Below are 17,490 nucleotides of genomic sequence, written 5' to 3'. Positions count from 1 at the left end.
GGAACGCGAGAAGGCCCCGCACCTTTCGGTGCGGGGCCTTCCCTTACTGCTCAGCAGCTCGTAGGAGCTACCAGGTCAGTTCAAGATCAGGCAGTGATCTTGACGACCTGGCCGGCGCCGACGGTCCGGCCACCCTCACGGATGGCGAACTTGAGGCCCTCCTCCATGGCGATGGGCTGGATCAGCTCAACGCTCATGGCGGTGTTGTCGCCCGGCATGACCATCTCGGTGCCCTCGGGGAGGGTCACGACGCCGGTCACGTCCGTGGTACGGAAGTAGAACTGCGGGCGGTAGTTGTTGAAGAACGGGGTGTGACGGCCACCCTCGTCCTTCGACAGGATGTAGGCCTGGGCCTCGAAGTTCGTGTGCGGCGTGACCGAACCCGGCTTGATGATGACCTGGCCGCGCTCGACATCCTCGCGCTTGATGCCACGGAGGAGCAGACCGACGTTCTCACCGGCCTGGCCCTCGTCGAGCAGCTTGCGGAACATCTCGATACCGGTGACCGTGGTGGTGGTCTTCTCGGTCTTGATGCCGATGATGTCGACGGTCTCGTTGACCTTGAGGATACCGCGCTCGATACGACCGGTGACGACGGTGCCACGACCGGTGATCGTGAAGACGTCCTCGATCGGCATCAGGAACGGCTTGTCGACGTCACGCTCGGGCTGCGGGATGGACTCGTCCACCGCGTGCATGAGGCCGAGGAGCTTCTCGCCCCACTCCTTGTCACCCTCGAGCGCCTTGAGCGCCGAGACGCGGACGACCGGAAGGTCGTCGCCCGGGAACTCGTACTCGGAGAGGAGCTCACGAACCTCGAGCTCGACGAGCTCCAGGATCTCCTCGTCGTCCACCATGTCGGCCTTGTTCAGGGCGACGACGATGTACGGAACGCCGACCTGGCGGGCCAGGAGCACGTGCTCCTTGGTCTGCGGCATCGGGCCGTCGGTGGCGGCGACCACGAGGATGGCGCCGTCCATCTGCGCGGCACCCGTGATCATGTTCTTGATGTAGTCAGCGTGACCCGGGCAGTCGACGTGCGCGTAGTGACGCGACTCCGTCTGGTACTCGACGTGCGCGATCGAGATCGTGATACCGCGCTGGCGCTCCTCGGGAGCCTTGTCGATCTGGTCGAAGGCCGAGGCCTCGTTCAGGTCCGGGTACGCGTCGTGCAGCACCTTGGTAATGGCGGCCGTGAGGGTCGTCTTACCGTGGTCGATGTGACCGATGGTGCCGATGTTGACGTGCGGCTTAGTCCGCTCGAACTTTGCCTTCGCCACTTGATCCTCCTGCGGAGTGGTTCTGTACGCCTTGCTTCATCGGCGCCAGGTGATCTTTGCTGGGATGCCAGTCGACGGGGCCCGATTCCCTCGGGTTTCGGGGGCTGGGCCCCGCGACTGGTGTCAAGCCTAAAGCGTGAACTCGGGAGAGTTACTCGCCCTTGGCCTTCGCGATGATCTCCTCGGCGACGTTCCGCGGAACCTCGGCGTAGGAGTCGAACTGCATCGAGTAGCTTGCGCGACCCGAGGTCTTGCTGCGGAGGTCGCCGACGTAGCCGAACATCTCCGAGAGGGGCACGAGGCCCTTCACGACGCGGGCGCCGCTGCGCTCCTCCATGGCCTGGATCTGGCCACGGCGGGAGTTGATGTCGCCGATGACCTCACCCATGTAGTCCTCGGGCGTGGTGACCTCGACGGACATCATGGGCTCGAGGATGACCGGCGAAGCCTTCCGCGCGGCCTCCTTGAAGGCCTGCGAACCGGCGATCTTGAACGCCAGCTCGGAGGAGTCGACCTCGTGGTAGCCACCGTCGAGAAGGATGACGCGGACGCCAGTCATCTCGTAGCCGGCCAGGATGCCGAACTGCATGGCCTCCTGCGCACCCGCGTCGACCGAAGGGATGTACTCCTTCGGGATGCGGCCACCGGTGACCTTGTTCACGAACTCGTACGAGGCGTCGCCGCCCTCGATGGGCTCGATCGCGATCTGCACCTTGGCGAACTGACCGGTACCACCGGTCTGCTTCTTGTGGGTGTAGTCAAGTCGCTCGACGGCCTTGCGGATCGTCTCGCGGTACGCGACCTGCGGCTTGCCGACGTTCGCCTCGACCTTGAACTCGCGACGCATGCGGTCGACGAGGATGTCGAGGTGAAGCTCGCCCATACCACCGATGATGGTCTGGCCGGTCTCCTCGTCCGAGTGCACCTGGAAGGAGGGGTCCTCCTCCGCGAGACGCTGGATGGCGACACCCAGCTTCTCCTGGTCACCCTTGGACTTGGGCTCGATGGCGACCTGAATGACCGGCGCCGGGAAGTCCATGGACTCCAGGATGACCGGGTTCTTCTCGTCGCACAGCGTCTCACCGGTGGTGGTCTGCTTGAGGCCCATGACGGCGACGATGTCGCCGGCGCCCACCGAGTCGATCTCCTCACGCTTGTTCGCGTGCATGCGGTAGATCTTGCCGATGCGCTCCTTCTTGCCCTTGACGGAGTTCAGCACCGCGGTGCCGGCCTCCAGGCGACCGGAGTAGATCCGGACGAAGGTGAGCTTGCCGAGGTGCGGGTCGCTCGCGATCTTGAACGCGAGGGCCGACAGCGGCTCGTCGTCGGACGGCTTGCGCTTGACGACCTCCTCCGGGTCCTTCACGCCGTGGCCCTCGATGGCCTCGACGTCCAGGGGGGAGGGGAGGTAGCGCACGACCGCGTCGAGCAGGGGCTGGACGCCCTTGTTCTTGAACGCGGTGCCACAGAAGACGGGGGTGACCGTCTTCTCGCCGCCACCCTTGCCGGAGGCAATGGTGATGCGACGGACGGCAGCGTAGAGCTGCTCCTCGGTGGGCTCGACGCCCTCGAGGAAGAGCTCCATGAGCTCCTCGTCGTTCTCGGCGACGGTCTCGACCAGCTTGGCGCGCCACTCTTCGGCGAGCTCGGTGTGCGAGGCCGGGATGTCGACGACGTCGTACATCTCGCCCTTGCTGGCCTCGGCGGACCAGACGAGGGCCTTCATGCGGACGAGGTCGACGACGCCCTGGAAGTCCATCTCGGCGCCGATCGGGAGCTGCATGACGATCGGGACGGCGCCGAGGCGCTCCACGATCATGTCGACGCAGCGGAGGAACTCGGCGCCCGTACGGTCGAGCTTGTTGACGAAGCAGATACGCGGCACGCCGTAGCGGTCCGCCTGACGCCAGACAGTCTCGGACTGGGGCTCGACACCGGCCACACCGTCGAACACGGTGACAGCACCGTCGAGCACGCGCAGCGAACGCTCCACCTCGACGGTGAAGTCGACGTGACCCGGCGTGTCGATGATGTTGATCGTGTGATCGACATTCTCGAGCGGCCAGTGGCAGGTCGTCGCGGCGGACGTGATCGTGATGCCGCGCTCCTGCTCCTGCTCCATCCAGTCCATCGTGGCAGCGCCGTCGTGGACTTCACCGATCTTGTACGAGACACCGGTGTAGAACAGGATCCGCTCGGTGGTGGTCGTCTTGCCCGCGTCGATGTGAGCCATGATGCCGATGTTGCGCACCTTGGCAAGGTCAAGCGAAGTGGTAGCCATATCGGCTCAGTCTTCTCTCGGTCTCGATGTGGGTTGCGACTACCAGCGGTAGTGCGCGAAGGCCTTGTTGGACTCGGCCATCTTGTGCGTGTCCTCACGCTTCTTGACGGCCGCACCGAGGCCGTTCGAGGCGTCGAGGAGCTCGTTCATGAGGCGCTCGGTCATGGTCTTCTCGCGACGGGCGCGGGAGTAACCGACGAGCCAGCGGAGGGCCAGCGTGGACGCGCGGCCCGGCTTGACCTCGATCGGCACCTGGTAGGTGGCGCCACCGACACGGCGGGACTTGACCTCAAGAGCCGGCTTGACGTTCTCGAGAGCGCGCTTCAGCGTGATGACCGGGTCAGCACCGGTCTTCTCGCGGAGGCCCTCCATGGCGCCGTAGACGATGCGCTCGGCGGTGGAGCGCTTGCCGTCCAGCAGGATCTTGTTGATCAGCGAGGTGACAAGAGGAGATGCGTAGACCGGGTCGATGATGACCGGGCGCTTCGGGGCGGGGCCCTTACGAGGCATTCTTACTTCTCCTTCTTGGCGCCGTAGCGGCTGCGAGCCTGCTTACGGTTCTTGACGCCCTGCGTGTCGAGGGAACCGCGGATGATCTTGTAACGAACACCCGGCAGGTCCTTCACACGGCCACCGCGCACGAGCACGATGGAGTGCTCCTGCAGGTTGTGACCCTCACCCGGGATGTAGGCCGTGACCTCGATGCCGGAGGTCAGACGCACACGCGCGACCTTACGGAGCGCCGAGTTCGGCTTCTTCGGGGTGGTCGTGAACACACGCGTGCAGACGCCGCGGCGCTGAGGGGAACCCTCGAGTGCGGGCGTCTTGTTCTTCTCGACCTTGTCCTGCCGGCCCTTACGGACCAGCTGCTGGATCGTAGGCACTACTTCTCCGGTTTCTGTGTGCCGTCGGTAAAACTAACCTGAAACATTCACCGACCCACGCGGTCGGGTGTGTCGGACCTCGCGGACCTCCGCACGAGGCGGAAAAGGCGCGGATCACGGTGGCCGATATATGACTCGCTGTGCGGTTGAAGACACGCACGCGAGCCCAGGCACACCCCAGGCACAAGGCATGAGCGTACCTATCGCATGGACTCCGGTCAAAACAAATGGCCACGCGCGCGGAGACCCGGCGGCCCCGGGGAGGGCCGCCGGTCACGGGCGGTGGCGGTCAGTCGCGGGCGGTGCGCCTCGGCTCGACGGCCGCGGGGGCGTCGGCGCCCTCGGCGTCGGGCTCCAGGAACTGGTTCACGACCTTGACGAAGACGCCGAGACGCTCGTCGGGCACGCCGAGCCAGCGGGCGAAGTCCTCCATCGTCGGCTGCCAGTCGCTGGGCGGCAGCAGGTCCGCCGCCAGCGGGAGTTCCTCGGGGGACACCCGGCCCGACCGGATCAGCATGTCGCGGACGGACACCCCGAGCAGGGGGGCGATCCGGCGCATCGTCTCCAGGTCCGGCATGCTCTGCCGCTGCAGCAGCCGCGTGACGGCCGCGCGGTGCACTCCGGCCTCGTCCGCGATGCGGGACTTCCCGCCACCACGGGGGCTGTCGATGTCGTATCCGCGCGCCCGCATCAGGCCTTCGACCCAGCCTGCGAACTCGTCGAGCCCTTGAGTGCTCATGTCGTTACCGCTCCTCGCTCCCCCACCCTCCGGATCCCATACCTTAGCGTGCTTGCGCGCACGGAATTACGTGCTTTCGGGCACGCAATCGTGTCGAATCGGTGAAGGGCAGTTCACAACGGTGGCGTTTTTTGTTGCGCGCTCGCACGCAACGTGTAAGTCTGGCTCGCCGCCGCACTCGTCGGCCCCCTGAGCCCCAGGAGCCCCACCGGCCCCATGGAGCCCCGGCGGGCCCCGGACCGTGGAGAAACTCCCTTGTTCCAGCCCGACCCGTCCCCCTGGCAGGCCTCCGCCGCGTGCGCCGGCCTCTCCCCGTCCGTCGTCTTCGCCCGCCGCGCCAAAGAGGCGGCCCCGGCTCTGCGGGCCTGCGCCGACTGCCCCGTACGCCGTGAGTGCGAGGCGGCGGTGGCCCCGGCCGAGAGCTACTTCGACGGCGTCTGCGCGGGCCGCCTCTGGCGCAACGGCCGCCCCGCCGACGCCCAGCGCGTCGCGAAGGCCGTCGCGCTGGTGGGGAGCGGTCGCCGTGGCTGACTCCACCGGGAACACGGGCGACTCCGCCCGCGCCCACCGCCCCGACCCGACCGCCCCGACCGCCGCCGGCCGGACCGTCGAGCTCGTCCTGCGCGACATCGCGCTCTGGACCGCCTCCCTCGTACGGCAGTTCCCCGAGCTGTCCGAGGAGCTGGCGCCCGGCCGCCGCTCCCCCGCCGGCACCGCGCCCACCGCGCCGCACCCGGGCCGCGACGAGCTGATCCGCGAGGAGCGGCGCGAGGCCCTGCTGCTCGAACAGCGGCACGGCCTGTCCGTCCCCGGGCACGGCGCCGCCCCCATCCGGCTGCACATCTCCGACGCCATCCGGGACATCACCGACGGCGTGGTCGAGCTGGAGGAGGCGGTCTGCGCCCGGCTCACGCTGCCGCGGCCGCGCCGGGCCGGGGTGATCGAGCGGCTGCGCCGGATCGTCGGGCTGCTCGACGCCGTCGCCGGGCACCCGGACCTCGCCCGGCACGTCCGGGACGAGATCCGGCGGATGGCCCGCCGCTGCGCCCGGACGCTCGGCGACGCGGAGACGGTCGTGCGGGTGACGGGCCGCTGCCCCTGGTGCGACTCGGTGTCGCTGCGGGCGTTCCCCGACCGCCGGGCGGTGCTGTGCGTGAACCCGGCGTGCGTCTGCACGGACACGGCGTGCGGCTGCCAGGACGACCCCGCGTACCGGCACCTGTGGGCCGAAGCGCAGTGGGAGGAGCTGTCGGAGGCCTCGGGGACCGGCACCGAGGAGATCGAGGCGGCGATGGACGACACGAAGGAGACCTCATGCTGAGCTCGCCCGCACTGCCCGTGCTGCCCGCGCTGATCCCCGGGCCGCTCGCCGCCGAGGAGGCGGGCGTCGCGCCCGCCACGATCCGCAAGTGGGTCCAGCTGGGCCATCTGCGGGCGGCGGGCCGGGCCGGCCGGGCCCAGCTCTTCCGCCTTGAGGACGTCTTCGCGGCGGAGCGGCTGGCCCGCCGCCGCCCCCGTACCGCCTGACCCTCCCCTCCCCCTGCGAAGCGCCCCGCGTCCCCTCCGGACGCGGGGCGCTTCGTCATGCCACCAGGAAGGCGCGCAGGGAGCGGACGAGGTCGTCGGCGAACCGTTCCCGCACGGGCTGGGGCACGCGGTCGAGGGAGAGGTACGGGTTGAGGTCCTCCAGCTCGACGAGGAGCAGTTCCCCGCCGGGGGCGCGGCAGGCGTCGACGCGCTGGATGCCGTGGTCGAGGGTGTTCCAGGCGACGAAGCGGCGGGCGAACGCGAGGTCCTCGGCGGTCGGTTCGTACGGTTCGAGGACCCAGCGGCGCTCGGGGTCGGGGGCGTACAGGGCGTACTGGAAGCCGTCGTCGACGAAGTAGAAGGAGACCTCGTACCGGAAGTCCACGCGGGGCTGCACCAGGAGGTCGCCGTGGGCGAGGCCGGCGAGTTCCCCGTACGGCAGGAACCGCAGGCCTATGGAGTCGGCGCCCGCCTTGGGCTTGACCGCGTACTGCTCGGCCTCGGGCAGCAGGTGCAGGTCCTCGGGCCGGTCCACGGTGGGGATGACGGGGTACCCGGCGGCCGTCAGGTCGAGCAGGTACTGCTTGCCGGCCATGTCGCCGCGGCCGTGCAGCGGGTTGTAGACGCGGGTGCCGAGGGCGGTGGCCCGCTCGCGGAAGGCGTCGTACTCCTTCCGGTAGCCGAGGACCGGGCCGCTGTTGCGCACGACGACGGCGTCGAAGCCCGTCATGAGCGCGGCCGCGTCCAGCGGGTGGCACAGGGCCAGGTCGAAGTCGGCCCGCAGCCGGGCGGTCAGCTGGATGTCCTCGTCGCAGTACCGCCGCCCCTTGGCCGGGTAGGCGAGGTCGGTCACGTACAGCAGGCGGGCGCGGTCGGCGGACACGGGCGGCTCCCTCAGTTCGGTGGGGCCAACCTATCGAGGGGTCCCGGGCGGTGATTTCCAGGGTGTGGGGCGGCGTATCCCAGGCGTGGGGGGCGGCATTTCCCAAGGTGGGGGCGGCTGTTTCCCAAGCTGGGGGCGGCTGTTTCCCAAGGTGGGGGGCGGTGATTCCCAGGGCGGGGAGCACGGCACCCAGAACTAGTTGCGTGCGCGCACGCTCTCTGTCACAGTTGGTGCAGCGGCAGAGCTGCGCCCGCAGGACGGGCAGCAGCCTCCGCCGTTCGCCGTCCGGGAGCGCTGCCGCGCCCCGCCCCCTCCCGCCGGAGCGCCCCGGACGGCACCCCGTCCCGCACCCGTCCCCTCTCCCGAGGAGAACCGTCATGACCACTCCCCCGAGTGCTTTCCCGGACGTCGAGAAGCTGGTCGTCGACGTCCTCAAGGCCGACCCCGCCCTCGCCGGCGCCACCATCGCCGTCAACGCGCCGGCCGGCTTCGACGGCACCCAGAGCGCCGTCCTGGTCAACCGCCGCGGCGGCGCCTGGATCGGCGACCAGCACGTCGACATGCCGCTGATCGAGTTCGAGGTGTACGGGCCGAGCAAGACCGCCGCCCACGTCCTCGCCAACGGCGCCCGGCGGGCGCTGCTCGCCACCATCGGCAAGCAGCTCGGCGCCAACAACGTCGTGCACGACGTCGAGGAGCAGGACGGGCCGCGCTGGCTGCCCGACTACCTCTACCGGGGCGCGAACCGCTACCTCTGCGTCATCCGCCTCTCCCTGAGCGTCTTCTGAGCCGCTCGGACCTCCTGAGCGAACCACGAGCCGCTCGGACCTCCTGAGCGAACCACGAGCCGCTCGGGCCTCCTGAGCGACCCACGAGCCGCTCGCCCTCCGAGCGACTCACGACCCGCTCACCCTCCGAGCGCCCCCGAGCCCTCACGGCTCGCTCCCTCACGGGCGCTCGCCCACAGACCAGGCCTCGCCGTCCGGCGGGGCCTTTGCCGTACCCGGACCCGACGTCCGGGGCGGTGCAACCCATCCCAACCCAAGGAGAAACCCACCATGGCTGGAAACAACTCTGCCGAGATCCGCGTCGCAGGTACCGGCAAGCTCTACGTGGCCGACGCCGGCACCTCCGCCCCCGCCACCTTCGGCACGGACTCCGCCACCGACTGGTCCGGCGCGGGCTGGAAGGACCTCGGCTTCACCTCCGGCGACGGCGTCACCTTCTCCAAGAAGGACAAGCTGGAGGCCATCGACTCGTGGCAGTCGGTCTCCCCGATCCACTACATCTACTCGAGCCGTGACCTCTCGCTGAAGTTCTCGCTGCTCCAGTTCAACGAGGACACGCTGCCCTTCTTCATGGGCGGCGACGCCGTCAAGGCGGAGCCGACGCCGGCCGTCGACACCTACCGCTACGAGATCGCCGAGCGCCCGTTCGCCGACGTGCGTGCCCTCGGCCTGGAGTTCACCGACGTCAAGGCCGGTGGCACGACCGCGGTCCGCTACCGCTTCATCATCCCGCGCGGTCAGGTCACCGCCACCGACGACATCAAGCTGGCCCGCAAGGCGGCGTCCCAGCTGGGCGTCACCTTCAGCGCGATGTCGAAGGGCGACGGCAAGCCGCTGGCGACCTTCCTCATGAAGGACAGCCAGTACTCCGCGACCGTCTGATCCCTCTCCTCCCGGGGCGGGACGGCCCACCGCCGTCCCGCCCCACCCCTCTCCTCTTCACGCATCCGAACAAGGAGTACGCATCACCATGGCCCGTTTCGACGTCAACGCCGCCCGCGCCCAGCGACAGGAGGCCCACGGTCGCAAGTGGTCCTTCGAGCTGGACGGCGAGGCCTACACCCTTCCGACGGAGCTCAGCCGCGGTACCGCCAAGGCGCTGCGCAAGCTCGACGACAACGACGTGGACGGCCTGCTCGCACTCCTGATGGGTGAGGAGCAGTTCTCCCGCTTCGAGGAGCACGACGTCACCATGCAGGACATCGCCGCCATCCTGGAGGCCTACGGCAAGGAGACCGGGCTCGGCCTGGGGGAAGACTGAGCCTCGTCGAGTTCGTCGACGAACACGCCGAGGCCCTTGAGGCGGACTTCCTCCGCTACTACTCCACCGACCTGCTCGACTGGCACCGCGGCGAGCTCTCCAGCCGTCGCGCCATGGTGCTGATCAAGCACCTGCCGCGGGACAGCGCCGTACAGCGAGAACTGCACGGCGAGGCCGCCGAGTGGTCGGTCACCGACCATCTGCTCGCGGCCACGGTGGATCATCTGGCGATGTCGAACTGGATGTTCGCCTGTGTCAACACAGGCGAGGACTCCGATCCGCCGGAAGCTCCGACGCCCGTTCCCCGTCCGAGCGGCACAGCCGAGGATGAGGACGGCACGGAGGACGCGGACCACGGCGGGCACGAGTCCGCCGAGACGGTCGAAGCGCCGTCGCACCAGGCCATCGCCCGGTTCTTCGGGTGATCCCGCGGCCCCCGGAGCCCCTTCCCGTCAGGGAGAGGGCTCCGGGGGCGCTTCTTCCCGTGCTCGTTCGGCGGTCATGTCCTTCTCCAGGGCCCTGGCCCGGTCGGACAGCCTCCGCCCCCTGCTCGCGCGCGCGTCCGGCTCGGCCGGGTCGGCGTCGCGACGGTCCACGGACGGCCCGGCCTGGCCGGGCACCCCGGCCAGTGGCGGCACGATCGGCCGGCCGCCCTTGCCGCGCATGACCTTCCGCACCGGCTGGACGTTCCGGCGGGCCCGGCTCTCCTGGGCGGTCACGAGGACGTCCGGCTCCGGGTCGGGCTCGGGTTCCTTCTGGTGCTCGGGTTCCGGCTCGGACTCCGGCCGCTGCCCTGCTGCGGACCGCTGCCGGGGCGCGGGGCGCTGTTCGTCGTCGGGCCGCTGCCCGGTGGGCGTCGGCGCCGCTTCGGGGTCGTTCCGCCGTCCGTTCTCGGCCCGCTGTTCGAACAGCTCGCGTTCCCTGCGGACGCGCTCCTCGGCCTCGACGACGGCCGCGGGCGGTTCGAGGAGCCGGGCGAAGGGCAGCGCGATGACGCGGGCGCCGCCCTCCTGGCCCGCGTCCGTACGGCGCTGGGGGCGGCGGATTCCACGCGCGTCACCCTGCCCCTGGGCGTAGGCGTCGGCCACGCGCTTCTCGTACTCCCTGCGGATGCGCGGGAGTTCGTCCGAAACGGCCTCGGCCCAGCCGGCGGTGAACGCGGCCGTCTCTCGGCGGTCGACCTCGGCTCTGGGGATCACGACGAGTTCGTCGGGGGCGTGCCCGGAGACGTGGACGAGCTCCGAGAGGTAGGCGAAGAGGTGGGGCAGATCGGGGTGGGCCGCGAGCCAGTCGACGACCCGCTCCCGGCGGCCAGCGCCCGGCTCCGTATCCATGCGTCAGTACTGCCTTCCAGCCCCCTGGGGTCCCCGCGCGCCCCTCGCGCCCCTCGTCCCCCTGGGTGGTCCGGTCCGGGGAACGCGTCCTCCAGGTTACCCGGTCGAACTCACGGCCGTTTCAGCCGCCAACACGTTCGGAAAACGCGCAAGAAGACACACCGTCAGGCGTTTCCCGCTCGACAAACATCGAACAGATGTTCCACACTCTGTTCGCACAGCAGTTCGAACACGTGGTGCCCCCGCTCCTCACTCCGCGGCGCCGCCACACACGCACGGGCAAGCAACCGGAAGGCAGGCGTCCATGACCCAGCAGGCCGAGGCATCGCGACCGCAGATCCCTCTTCAGGACCGCCTCCGCCAGCTCCTCGACGGACCCGTCGCCCTCGACAAGAGAGCGTTGCTCGGCACGCTGTACGCCGAGGTCTCCCGCTGCGAGACCCTCGCGTACACCGCGGGCTGGAACGACGCCCTCGCGACGACGCGCCGCGGAACCCGCCGGGGCGAGGACGCCTAGCGCGCCGGCTGCCCCCGCACGAACGAGCCCTTGCCGCCACCGGCAGGGGCTTTTCGGCGCTTGGCCCTCACGGGCCGGAAGCGGAGCAACCCATGGCAGAAACGATCCCGGAGCTCTCCAAGGAGATCACCGAGTTCAAAAACTCCCTGCTCAAGAAGACCGAGGAACTCAAGTACCAGGTCCCCAACCCGAAGAAGGACGAGGCCGAGAAGACACCCTTCGTCGAGACGACGGCGAAGGAGGTGGGCTCCGAGCTCAAGCGGCACCTCATCAACGACGACCCGAGAATCACCACGGAGAACTTCATCCGGAGCTTCTTCGCCGAGGCCCTCAAGCAGATCAAGGACATCCACACCGAGGCCACCAAGAACCCGTGGACCGAGTTCCTGGAGGCCACACCCCTCGGCGCCTTCGCCCCCGCCCTCGAGAAGTGGTTCGAGAGCAAGGAGGACGGTCAGGTCAAGTGGTGGCAGTGGCTGCTCGCGGCCATCGTGGGCGGCGTCCTGCTCGTGCTGCTCCCCGCCATCAAGGGCTTGGCCGTCAACCTCGCGCGGAAGATACAGACCTTCGACCGCGCCGGAAACGCTCATATACCACGCGAACAGCGTCTCATCTTGAGCAGGAACGACAACGGCGGTTGGAACAGGCAGCAGATCGGCCAGGTCGAGGCACGCGAGAGGCGGCAGTGGGAAGGCGCCGGCGGCATCGCCGACATCCCCGCGGGCACCAACTTCGACGCACTGCGCGGCCAGCTCGCCGGCCTGAACCCCGAACTGGAGAAGTTCAACAGGCACGCGCCGGACTTCAAGCGCAACCTGCGCGGCATGCCGAGCCTGACCAAGGCGACGAAGATCGCCGATGCGGTCAAGAAGCTCGGCGAGGCCGTCGACCCGACGCAGACGCCGCTCATCGCCAAGGCCCTGGGCAAGATCAACGAAGGGGTGACCTACTCCGACCCCAAGAAGACCATGGCGTTCGCCAAGGCCATCGGCAAGCTCAAGCTCGCCATGAACAACTTCGACCCGGACAAGGTCCCCACGGCCGCGGCCCTGGGTCCCGCCGCCCAGAAGGCGGGGGAACTCGCCCGGCACACCACGACCCTGACGGGGAACATGCGCGGGTTCGCGGACGCGGTCCGCGAGCTCAACAGCCAGATGAACCCGGCCTGATCACTTTCACCCCGAAAGGAGGTAACCCATGTCTCTCGTAAGAAACCTCAAGAACGCGTCCACCGCTCTCGGCAACCTGAAGACCCAGGCGTCCGGCGCCGGCACCTCGGTCAAGAAGGTCGGCGACGCCGGAAAGGCGGCGGACGGTCAGCTCAAGAACCTGAAGACCGCCGCCCAGGGCTCCAACACCCAGCTCAAGAACCTGAAGACGGCCTCGGAGCAGGCCGAGCGGGCCATGAAGAAGGCCGGTGACACCGCTCAGTCGGCCGGCGGGAAGCTCGGCAAGTACGAGTCCGGCGCCGGCAAGGCCGCCAAGGGCCAGGACAAGCTCAACAAGTCCATGAAGGGCAACTTCCTGGTCCGGCTGCTCGAACTCTTCATGCCGCTCATCGAGACGATCGTCGAGATGGCGATGCGCTCGAAGACGATGCAGACGGTCATGAAGAAGGCGTTCAGCGCCATCAAGACCGTGATCAGCTCGGTCATGAAGGCCATCGGCCCGATCATGAAGCAGGCCGGCGCACTGATCAAGACGGTCTGGAACGGCATCAAGAAGGCGATCTCCACCGTCGTGAAGGCCGTCGCCACGGTCATCAAGACGTACGTGAAGATCTGGAAGACGGTCATCACCACGGTGATGACCGCGATCAAGAGCGTCATCAGCGCCGTCTGGAACGGCATCAAGGCCGTCATCACCCCGGTGGTGAACTGGATCAAGTCCGCGATCCCGAACGCGTTCAGCGCGGTCAAGGACAAGATGTCGTCCATCTGGAACGGCCTCAAGGACATCGCGTCCCGGGCGTTCGACGGCATCAAGAGCGGTGTGAAGGGCCCGATCAACGCGGTCATCGGCCTCATCAACTCGATGATCGGCAGCCTCAACCGCGTCAAGGTCAGCGTCCCCGGCTGGGTCCCGGTCGTCGGCGGCAAGACGTTCGGCGTCAACATCCCGACCATCCCGATGCTCGCCACCGGTGGTGTCGTCATGCCCCGCCACGGCGGTGTCCCGGCGATCCTCGCCGAGGCCGGCGAGGCCGAGGCCGTCCTGCCGCTGTCCAAGCTGGACCGGCTGCTCGCCCTCACGGCCCGCCGGGCCCGCACGGGCCAGGGCGGCGACCAGGGCGGGGCCACCGGTCCCGGGCTGCACATCGAGCACTACCACGCGGCCCGGAACAGTGACCCGCACACCACCGCCGACGCGCTCATGTACCTCGTGAAGGCGCGTGGAGCACGCGCATGAGTGCCGCGCTCGTCATGCCGCGGTTCGGCGCGGTCATCGCGCCGATGGGCAGCCTGCGGCGGGGGCTCGGTGACGCCGGCGGCGCGCTCGGCCGCCTCAAGCAGGACGTCCAGCGCGCTTCGGCGGGTGTCGGCGCCCTGGCCACCGCGGTCAAGGACTCCGGCACCTCCCTGCGCACCCTCGGCCAGAACGCGTCCGGCGCCGCCACCGCCGTCACCAGGATCAAGCGGTCCACCGCGCCCACCAGGGTCAAGCGGATCGGGACCGCCGCCGGCAAGGCCCGTATCGCCGCCGGGAAGATCGGCTCCGGCGCCGGGATGATCCTCGGCATCCTGCTGCCGCTGCTGCCCATCACGGACGTCATCTCCGGCCTGATGGACACCTTCGGCGTCGTGATGACCATCGCCTCGATCGCCATGACAGCCGTCAACGTCGCCATGCGGGCCAACCCGCTCGGCTTCCTCGTCGGCCTGATCGTGCCCATCGCCGCCTACCTGATCGAACTGGCCGTCAACTCCGAGACCGGTCAGCGGATCATCAAGCAGGTGCTCCAGCAGGCGCTGAAGGGCTTCCAGGCGGTCTGGAAGTTCATCCAGCCGTTCATGAAGGCCCTCGGCGAGGCCGTGGGCACGTACTTCAGGGCGTATCTGACCGTCTTCAAGACGGGGCTCAAGATCGTCGGATCGGTGATCGGCGGGATCTCGAAGATCGGCTCCGCCGTGTCCTCCGCGTCGAACGCGCTGCGCGGCATCGCCTCCCGCACCATCGGCGGTGTCAGGGACGCCGTCCAGCCGGTCGTGAACTGGATCACCGACAAGATCCCGGGCTTCTTCCGGACCGCCAAGGACGCGGTGAGCAAGGCCCTCGGCGGCATCGGGGACCTGGTCAAGGGCGCCCTGAGCGCGGTGATCGGTGTCGTGAAGGGGCCGATCAACGGTCTCATCGCCTTCGCCAACTGGATCATCGACGGGCTCAACAAGCTCAGCTTCGAGATCCCGCTCACCGGCAAGAAGTTCGGCGTCGAACTCGACAAGCTCCCGATGCTCGCCGAGGGCGGCATCGTCTCGCCCGGAAGCGCGGACGACTACCGCATCGACTCGCTCTCCCAGCTGGAGAACCGTCGCGTCCCCGCGCTCGCCGAGCCGCTTCCCTCGCCGCACCGCATCCGGGACTTCCACGAGGAGCCCGGCGCGAGCCCGCGGTCGACCGCCGAGGACCTGCTGTTCCTCGCGACCGCCCACCGCTGACGCCCGCGCTTCGACCCGCGCCCGTCCGCCCACCGCCGACCCCATCCCAAGTGAGGTGACGGCCCCATGGCCGAGACCACGACCCCGTACGCCGGAAACACCTACATCGCCGACCTCCCGCCCGGCTCGCTCATCACCCAGGACGGGCAGATGCAGTGGGCCGGGCTCCTGATCGGGCCCGGCACCCCCTTCGCCGTCGACAAGTCCGGCCTGTCGGGCTGGGAGGACCTGCCCGAATACGACGCCTCCGACGCCGACCGCCCCACCTCGCACGGCGCCTGGCCGGGCGCCCGGTTCGCCAAGCCCCGCAAGGTGGGCGGCACGATCGTGCTGATGCCGGAGTACAGCGGCACGGCTGGTGCCGTCCGCGCGCTGCGGCAGGCGCTCGCCCTCCTCGACGAGGAGCGCTGGCTCACCGTCCGGCTGCACGGCGAACTGCTCGCCGTCCGCGCCCGGATCGCCCAGCGCGTGGTCCCCGCCGACCAGGGCTTCGCCACCCAGGGCAGCTCCCGCATGTCCGTCCAGTGGCTGGCGTCCGACCCGCGCCGCTACGCCGTCGACGAGCAGATCGCCGAGACCACTCCCCCGCAGCCGGAGTCGGGCCTGACCTGGCCGCTGACCTGGCCGCTCAGTTGGGGCAAGGCGACGAGCACCGGTGACGTCGTCATCGACAACACCGGTTCGGCCGCCTGCCACCCGGTGATCGTCTTCCGCGGCCCGTGCTCCATGCCGGCCGTCACCGAACGCGTCACCAGGCGCCGGCTCCGGTACGCGATCGACCTGGCCGCCGGCGACGAGCTCACCGTCGACACGCGCGCGGGCACGGTCATGCTCAACAACTCGGCCTCCCGCCTGCACACCGCGATGGCCGACTCCACCCCGGAGGAGCTGTTCGTGCTGGAGCCCGGCCGGACCGACCTGTCCTTCCGGCCCGAGGAGGGCACCGCGGCCTCCCTGATGACGGTCCGCTGGCGCAGCGCCGAATGGTGACCGCCGCACGCTGACCGTCCCCTCGGGGCCGGCGGAGAGCACGCCACGCGTGGTCACCGCCGGCCCCGAGCCGTTCCTCCACCCCGACCGACCCGCCCCCTTCCGGAGAGGTGACCCCATGACCGTACGCGCCGCTTGGCTCCAGTCCACCGGCCAGACCCGCGAGGACACCCGTCTGACCCTCGCCGCCCTGCTCACCCCCAGCGGCCAGAGCCCCGAGGAGACGCCGCTGCGCTCGCGGTCGGGCATCGTGCCCGGCGGCTTCGTCCTGACCGGCAGCACACCGATGCAGTGCACCATCGGCACCGGTCGCGCGATCGTCCAGGGCAAGGACACGGCCCAGGGCGCCTACCTCGTCGCCGTCACCGCGCCGGAGAGCTTCACGCTCGGGGACGGCGACCCGCAGTACGACCGCATCGACCTGATCGAACTGGCCGTCGTGGACGGCTCCTTCGACCAGGGCGGCACCACCGAGGCCGTGGTGCGCCTGGTCAAGGGCACGCCCTCGGCCAACCCCGTCGCCCCGGTGAGCGGCGCCGGCAGCACGCTCCCGCTGTACACGGTCCGGGTCCAGAAGGGCGCCTCGGCCGGCACCGGCGGCGTGCCGTGGAGCACCGCCGTCACCACCCAGCACTGGTCGGTGGTCGCCCTCGGCGGGATCATGCCCACCAGCGGCTTCAAGGGCGCGTACACCGGCCAGTACCGGGACACCGCCGGGCTGCTGCAGCGCTGGGACAGCAGCGGCACGGGCAACTGGGTCTCGTACCCCAAGGCGATCGGCGGCATCGCTCCGCACGGCACGGTGACGACCGGTACGTACACCGGCCAGTTCCGGGACAACGCCGGAGTGCTCCAGCGCTGGGACGGCACCGCCTGGCAGTACGCCGAGGGCAAGGCGACGATCCTGTTCAGCGCCTCGCAGACGGCGTACCAGTCCATCCCGTTCGCCGTATGGACCCCGGTCGTCCTCCAGACCGTCGACATCGACGACTTCACCGGCTGGAACGGCACGGACACCTTCACCGTGCCGCGCACCGGCTGGTGGCGCGTCTCCGGCCACACCGCCTGGAGCAGCGACTCCTACGAGGGCATGCGCGGCACCCGGATCGTCGTCGGCGGCGTCGGCGTCCCCCGGATGACCTGGCTCACGCCCGCGGGCGGCGGCCCCGTCGTCGTCGGCGGCCAGGGCCTCATCAAGCTCACCGCCGGCAGCACGGTCCAGCTCTCCGCGTACCAGACGAACCCGACCGCGGTACGGACCCTCGGCGGCGGCGGCTACTCCTGCAACCTCTCGGCCGAGTGGATCAGGTCCTGACTCCACCGGATCGACTCCCGCTCCCGTTCCTCCCC

General features: G+C 69.4%; 20 protein-coding genes. 13 read left to right on the top strand and 7 right to left on the bottom strand.

Annotated features, from left to right (window positions below; all coding sequences use genetic code 11):
- Positions 1 to 86: 86 nt before the first annotated feature.
- The 5 genes from tuf to MRBLMG1_RS32255 all read right to left on the bottom strand — a co-directional run bounded on the left by tuf (position 87) and on the right by MRBLMG1_RS32255 (position 5,184).
- Entirely contained in the window at positions 87 to 1,280 is a 1,194-nt protein-coding gene (tuf, locus tag MRBLMG1_RS32275) for an elongation factor Tu (protein ID WP_026058274.1), read from the bottom strand.
- 151 nt (positions 1,281 to 1,431) lie between these two features.
- Positions 1,432 to 3,561 carry an elongation factor G gene (gene fusA / locus MRBLMG1_RS32270; RefSeq protein WP_367827701.1) on the bottom strand — a complete coding sequence of 710 codons (2,130 nt, stop codon included), beginning with the start codon at positions 3,559 to 3,561 and terminating at the stop codon, positions 1,432 to 1,434.
- 39 nt (positions 3,562 to 3,600) lie between these two features.
- Positions 3,601 to 4,071, bottom strand: coding sequence for a 30S ribosomal protein S7 (rpsG, locus tag MRBLMG1_RS32265; protein ID WP_351213415.1), 471 nt, complete (start codon positions 4,069 to 4,071; stop codon positions 3,601 to 3,603).
- A 2-nt stretch (positions 4,072 to 4,073) separates the two neighbouring features.
- Positions 4,074 to 4,445, bottom strand: a complete 372-nt coding sequence (gene rpsL, locus MRBLMG1_RS32260; RefSeq protein ID WP_003948652.1) for a 30S ribosomal protein S12 — start codon at positions 4,443 to 4,445, stop codon at positions 4,074 to 4,076.
- 289 nt (positions 4,446 to 4,734) lie between these two features.
- The gene (locus MRBLMG1_RS32255) at positions 4,735 to 5,184 is read right to left on the bottom strand and encodes a helix-turn-helix domain-containing protein (RefSeq protein ID WP_367827700.1); all 450 of its coding nucleotides are present in this window, start codon (positions 5,182 to 5,184) and stop codon (positions 4,735 to 4,737) included.
- 255 nt (positions 5,185 to 5,439) lie between these two features.
- On the opposite strand from MRBLMG1_RS32255, the gene MRBLMG1_RS32250 reads away from it, so the two are divergent.
- From MRBLMG1_RS32250 to MRBLMG1_RS32240, 3 genes are read left to right on the top strand one after another with little or no spacing between them, the layout of a single operon-like run.
- Positions 5,440 to 5,715, top strand: coding sequence for a WhiB family transcriptional regulator (locus tag MRBLMG1_RS32250; RefSeq protein ID WP_367827699.1), 276 nt, complete (start codon positions 5,440 to 5,442; stop codon positions 5,713 to 5,715).
- On the top strand, positions 5,708 to 6,505 hold the full coding sequence (locus MRBLMG1_RS32245) for a hypothetical protein (RefSeq protein ID WP_367827698.1): 798 nt from the start codon (positions 5,708 to 5,710) through the stop codon (positions 6,503 to 6,505). Before MRBLMG1_RS32250 ends, MRBLMG1_RS32245 begins: the two co-directional genes overlap by 8 nt.
- Positions 6,499 to 6,711: a hypothetical protein gene (locus tag MRBLMG1_RS32240; protein ID WP_017239567.1), complete on the top strand. Its 213-nt coding sequence runs from the start codon at positions 6,499 to 6,501 to the stop codon at positions 6,709 to 6,711. Before MRBLMG1_RS32245 ends, MRBLMG1_RS32240 begins: the two co-directional genes overlap by 7 nt.
- Before the next feature lie 55 nt (positions 6,712 to 6,766).
- On the opposite strand, the gene MRBLMG1_RS32235 is transcribed toward MRBLMG1_RS32240, so the two are convergent.
- Positions 6,767 to 7,594, bottom strand: coding sequence for a hypothetical protein (locus MRBLMG1_RS32235; protein ID WP_367827696.1), 828 nt, complete (start codon positions 7,592 to 7,594; stop codon positions 6,767 to 6,769).
- A 377-nt stretch (positions 7,595 to 7,971) separates the two neighbouring features.
- On the opposite strand from MRBLMG1_RS32235, the gene MRBLMG1_RS32230 reads away from it, so the two are divergent.
- The 4 genes from MRBLMG1_RS32230 (at position 7,972) to MRBLMG1_RS32215 (ending at position 10,068) form a co-directional block, all read left to right on the top strand.
- Complete coding sequence (locus MRBLMG1_RS32230; RefSeq protein WP_367827695.1) at positions 7,972 to 8,382, top strand: hypothetical protein; 411 nt, start codon at positions 7,972 to 7,974, stop codon at positions 8,380 to 8,382.
- 270 nt (positions 8,383 to 8,652) lie between these two features.
- Complete coding sequence (locus MRBLMG1_RS32225; protein WP_367827694.1) at positions 8,653 to 9,264, top strand: phage tail protein; 612 nt, start codon at positions 8,653 to 8,655, stop codon at positions 9,262 to 9,264.
- Between the two features lie 88 nt (positions 9,265 to 9,352).
- Entirely contained in the window at positions 9,353 to 9,643 is a 291-nt protein-coding gene (locus MRBLMG1_RS32220; RefSeq protein WP_367827693.1) for a hypothetical protein, read from the top strand.
- Positions 9,644 to 9,756: 113 nt separating this feature from the next.
- Positions 9,757 to 10,068 (top strand): hypothetical protein, encoded by a 312-nt coding sequence (locus MRBLMG1_RS32215; protein ID WP_367827692.1) that lies wholly within the window; start codon positions 9,757 to 9,759, stop codon positions 10,066 to 10,068.
- 27 nt (positions 10,069 to 10,095) lie between these two features.
- Here MRBLMG1_RS32215 and MRBLMG1_RS32210 read toward each other — a convergent pair whose 3' ends face one another.
- Positions 10,096 to 10,977 carry a hypothetical protein gene (locus tag MRBLMG1_RS32210; protein ID WP_367827691.1) on the bottom strand — a complete coding sequence of 294 codons (882 nt, stop codon included), beginning with the start codon at positions 10,975 to 10,977 and terminating at the stop codon, positions 10,096 to 10,098.
- A 304-nt stretch (positions 10,978 to 11,281) separates the two neighbouring features.
- Between MRBLMG1_RS32210 and MRBLMG1_RS32205 the strand changes: the two genes are divergently transcribed.
- The 6 genes from MRBLMG1_RS32205 (at position 11,282) to MRBLMG1_RS32180 (ending at position 17,455) form a co-directional block, all read left to right on the top strand.
- Positions 11,282 to 11,494 carry a hypothetical protein gene (locus tag MRBLMG1_RS32205; RefSeq protein ID WP_367827690.1) on the top strand — a complete coding sequence of 71 codons (213 nt, stop codon included), beginning with the start codon at positions 11,282 to 11,284 and terminating at the stop codon, positions 11,492 to 11,494.
- 92 nt (positions 11,495 to 11,586) lie between these two features.
- Positions 11,587 to 12,663 (top strand): hypothetical protein, encoded by a 1,077-nt coding sequence (locus MRBLMG1_RS32200; protein ID WP_367827689.1) that lies wholly within the window; start codon positions 11,587 to 11,589, stop codon positions 12,661 to 12,663.
- 28 nt (positions 12,664 to 12,691) lie between these two features.
- Positions 12,692 to 13,903, top strand: coding sequence for a phage tail protein (locus tag MRBLMG1_RS32195; RefSeq protein WP_367827688.1), 1,212 nt, complete (start codon positions 12,692 to 12,694; stop codon positions 13,901 to 13,903).
- Complete coding sequence (locus tag MRBLMG1_RS32190) at positions 13,900 to 15,150, top strand: tape-measure protein (RefSeq protein WP_367827687.1); 1,251 nt, start codon at positions 13,900 to 13,902, stop codon at positions 15,148 to 15,150. The genes MRBLMG1_RS32195 and MRBLMG1_RS32190 overlap by 4 nt, the downstream gene beginning before the upstream one ends.
- A 66-nt stretch (positions 15,151 to 15,216) precedes the next feature.
- Positions 15,217 to 16,140: a phage distal tail protein gene (locus tag MRBLMG1_RS32185; RefSeq protein ID WP_367827686.1), complete on the top strand. Its 924-nt coding sequence runs from the start codon at positions 15,217 to 15,219 to the stop codon at positions 16,138 to 16,140.
- A gap of 118 nt (positions 16,141 to 16,258) precedes the next feature.
- Positions 16,259 to 17,455, top strand: coding sequence for a hypothetical protein (locus MRBLMG1_RS32180; RefSeq protein ID WP_367827685.1), 1,197 nt, complete (start codon positions 16,259 to 16,261; stop codon positions 17,453 to 17,455).
- Positions 17,456 to 17,490: the final 35 nt, after the last annotated feature.

It is taken from the genome of Streptomyces sp. LMG1-1-1.1 (genome assembly GCF_040815545.1).
In the GTDB taxonomy this organism is placed as follows: domain Bacteria; phylum Actinomycetota; class Actinomycetes; order Streptomycetales; family Streptomycetaceae; genus Streptomyces.
The sequence above is the reverse complement of the archived record's forward strand: the minus strand, read 5'-3'. Positions and strand labels throughout refer to the sequence as shown.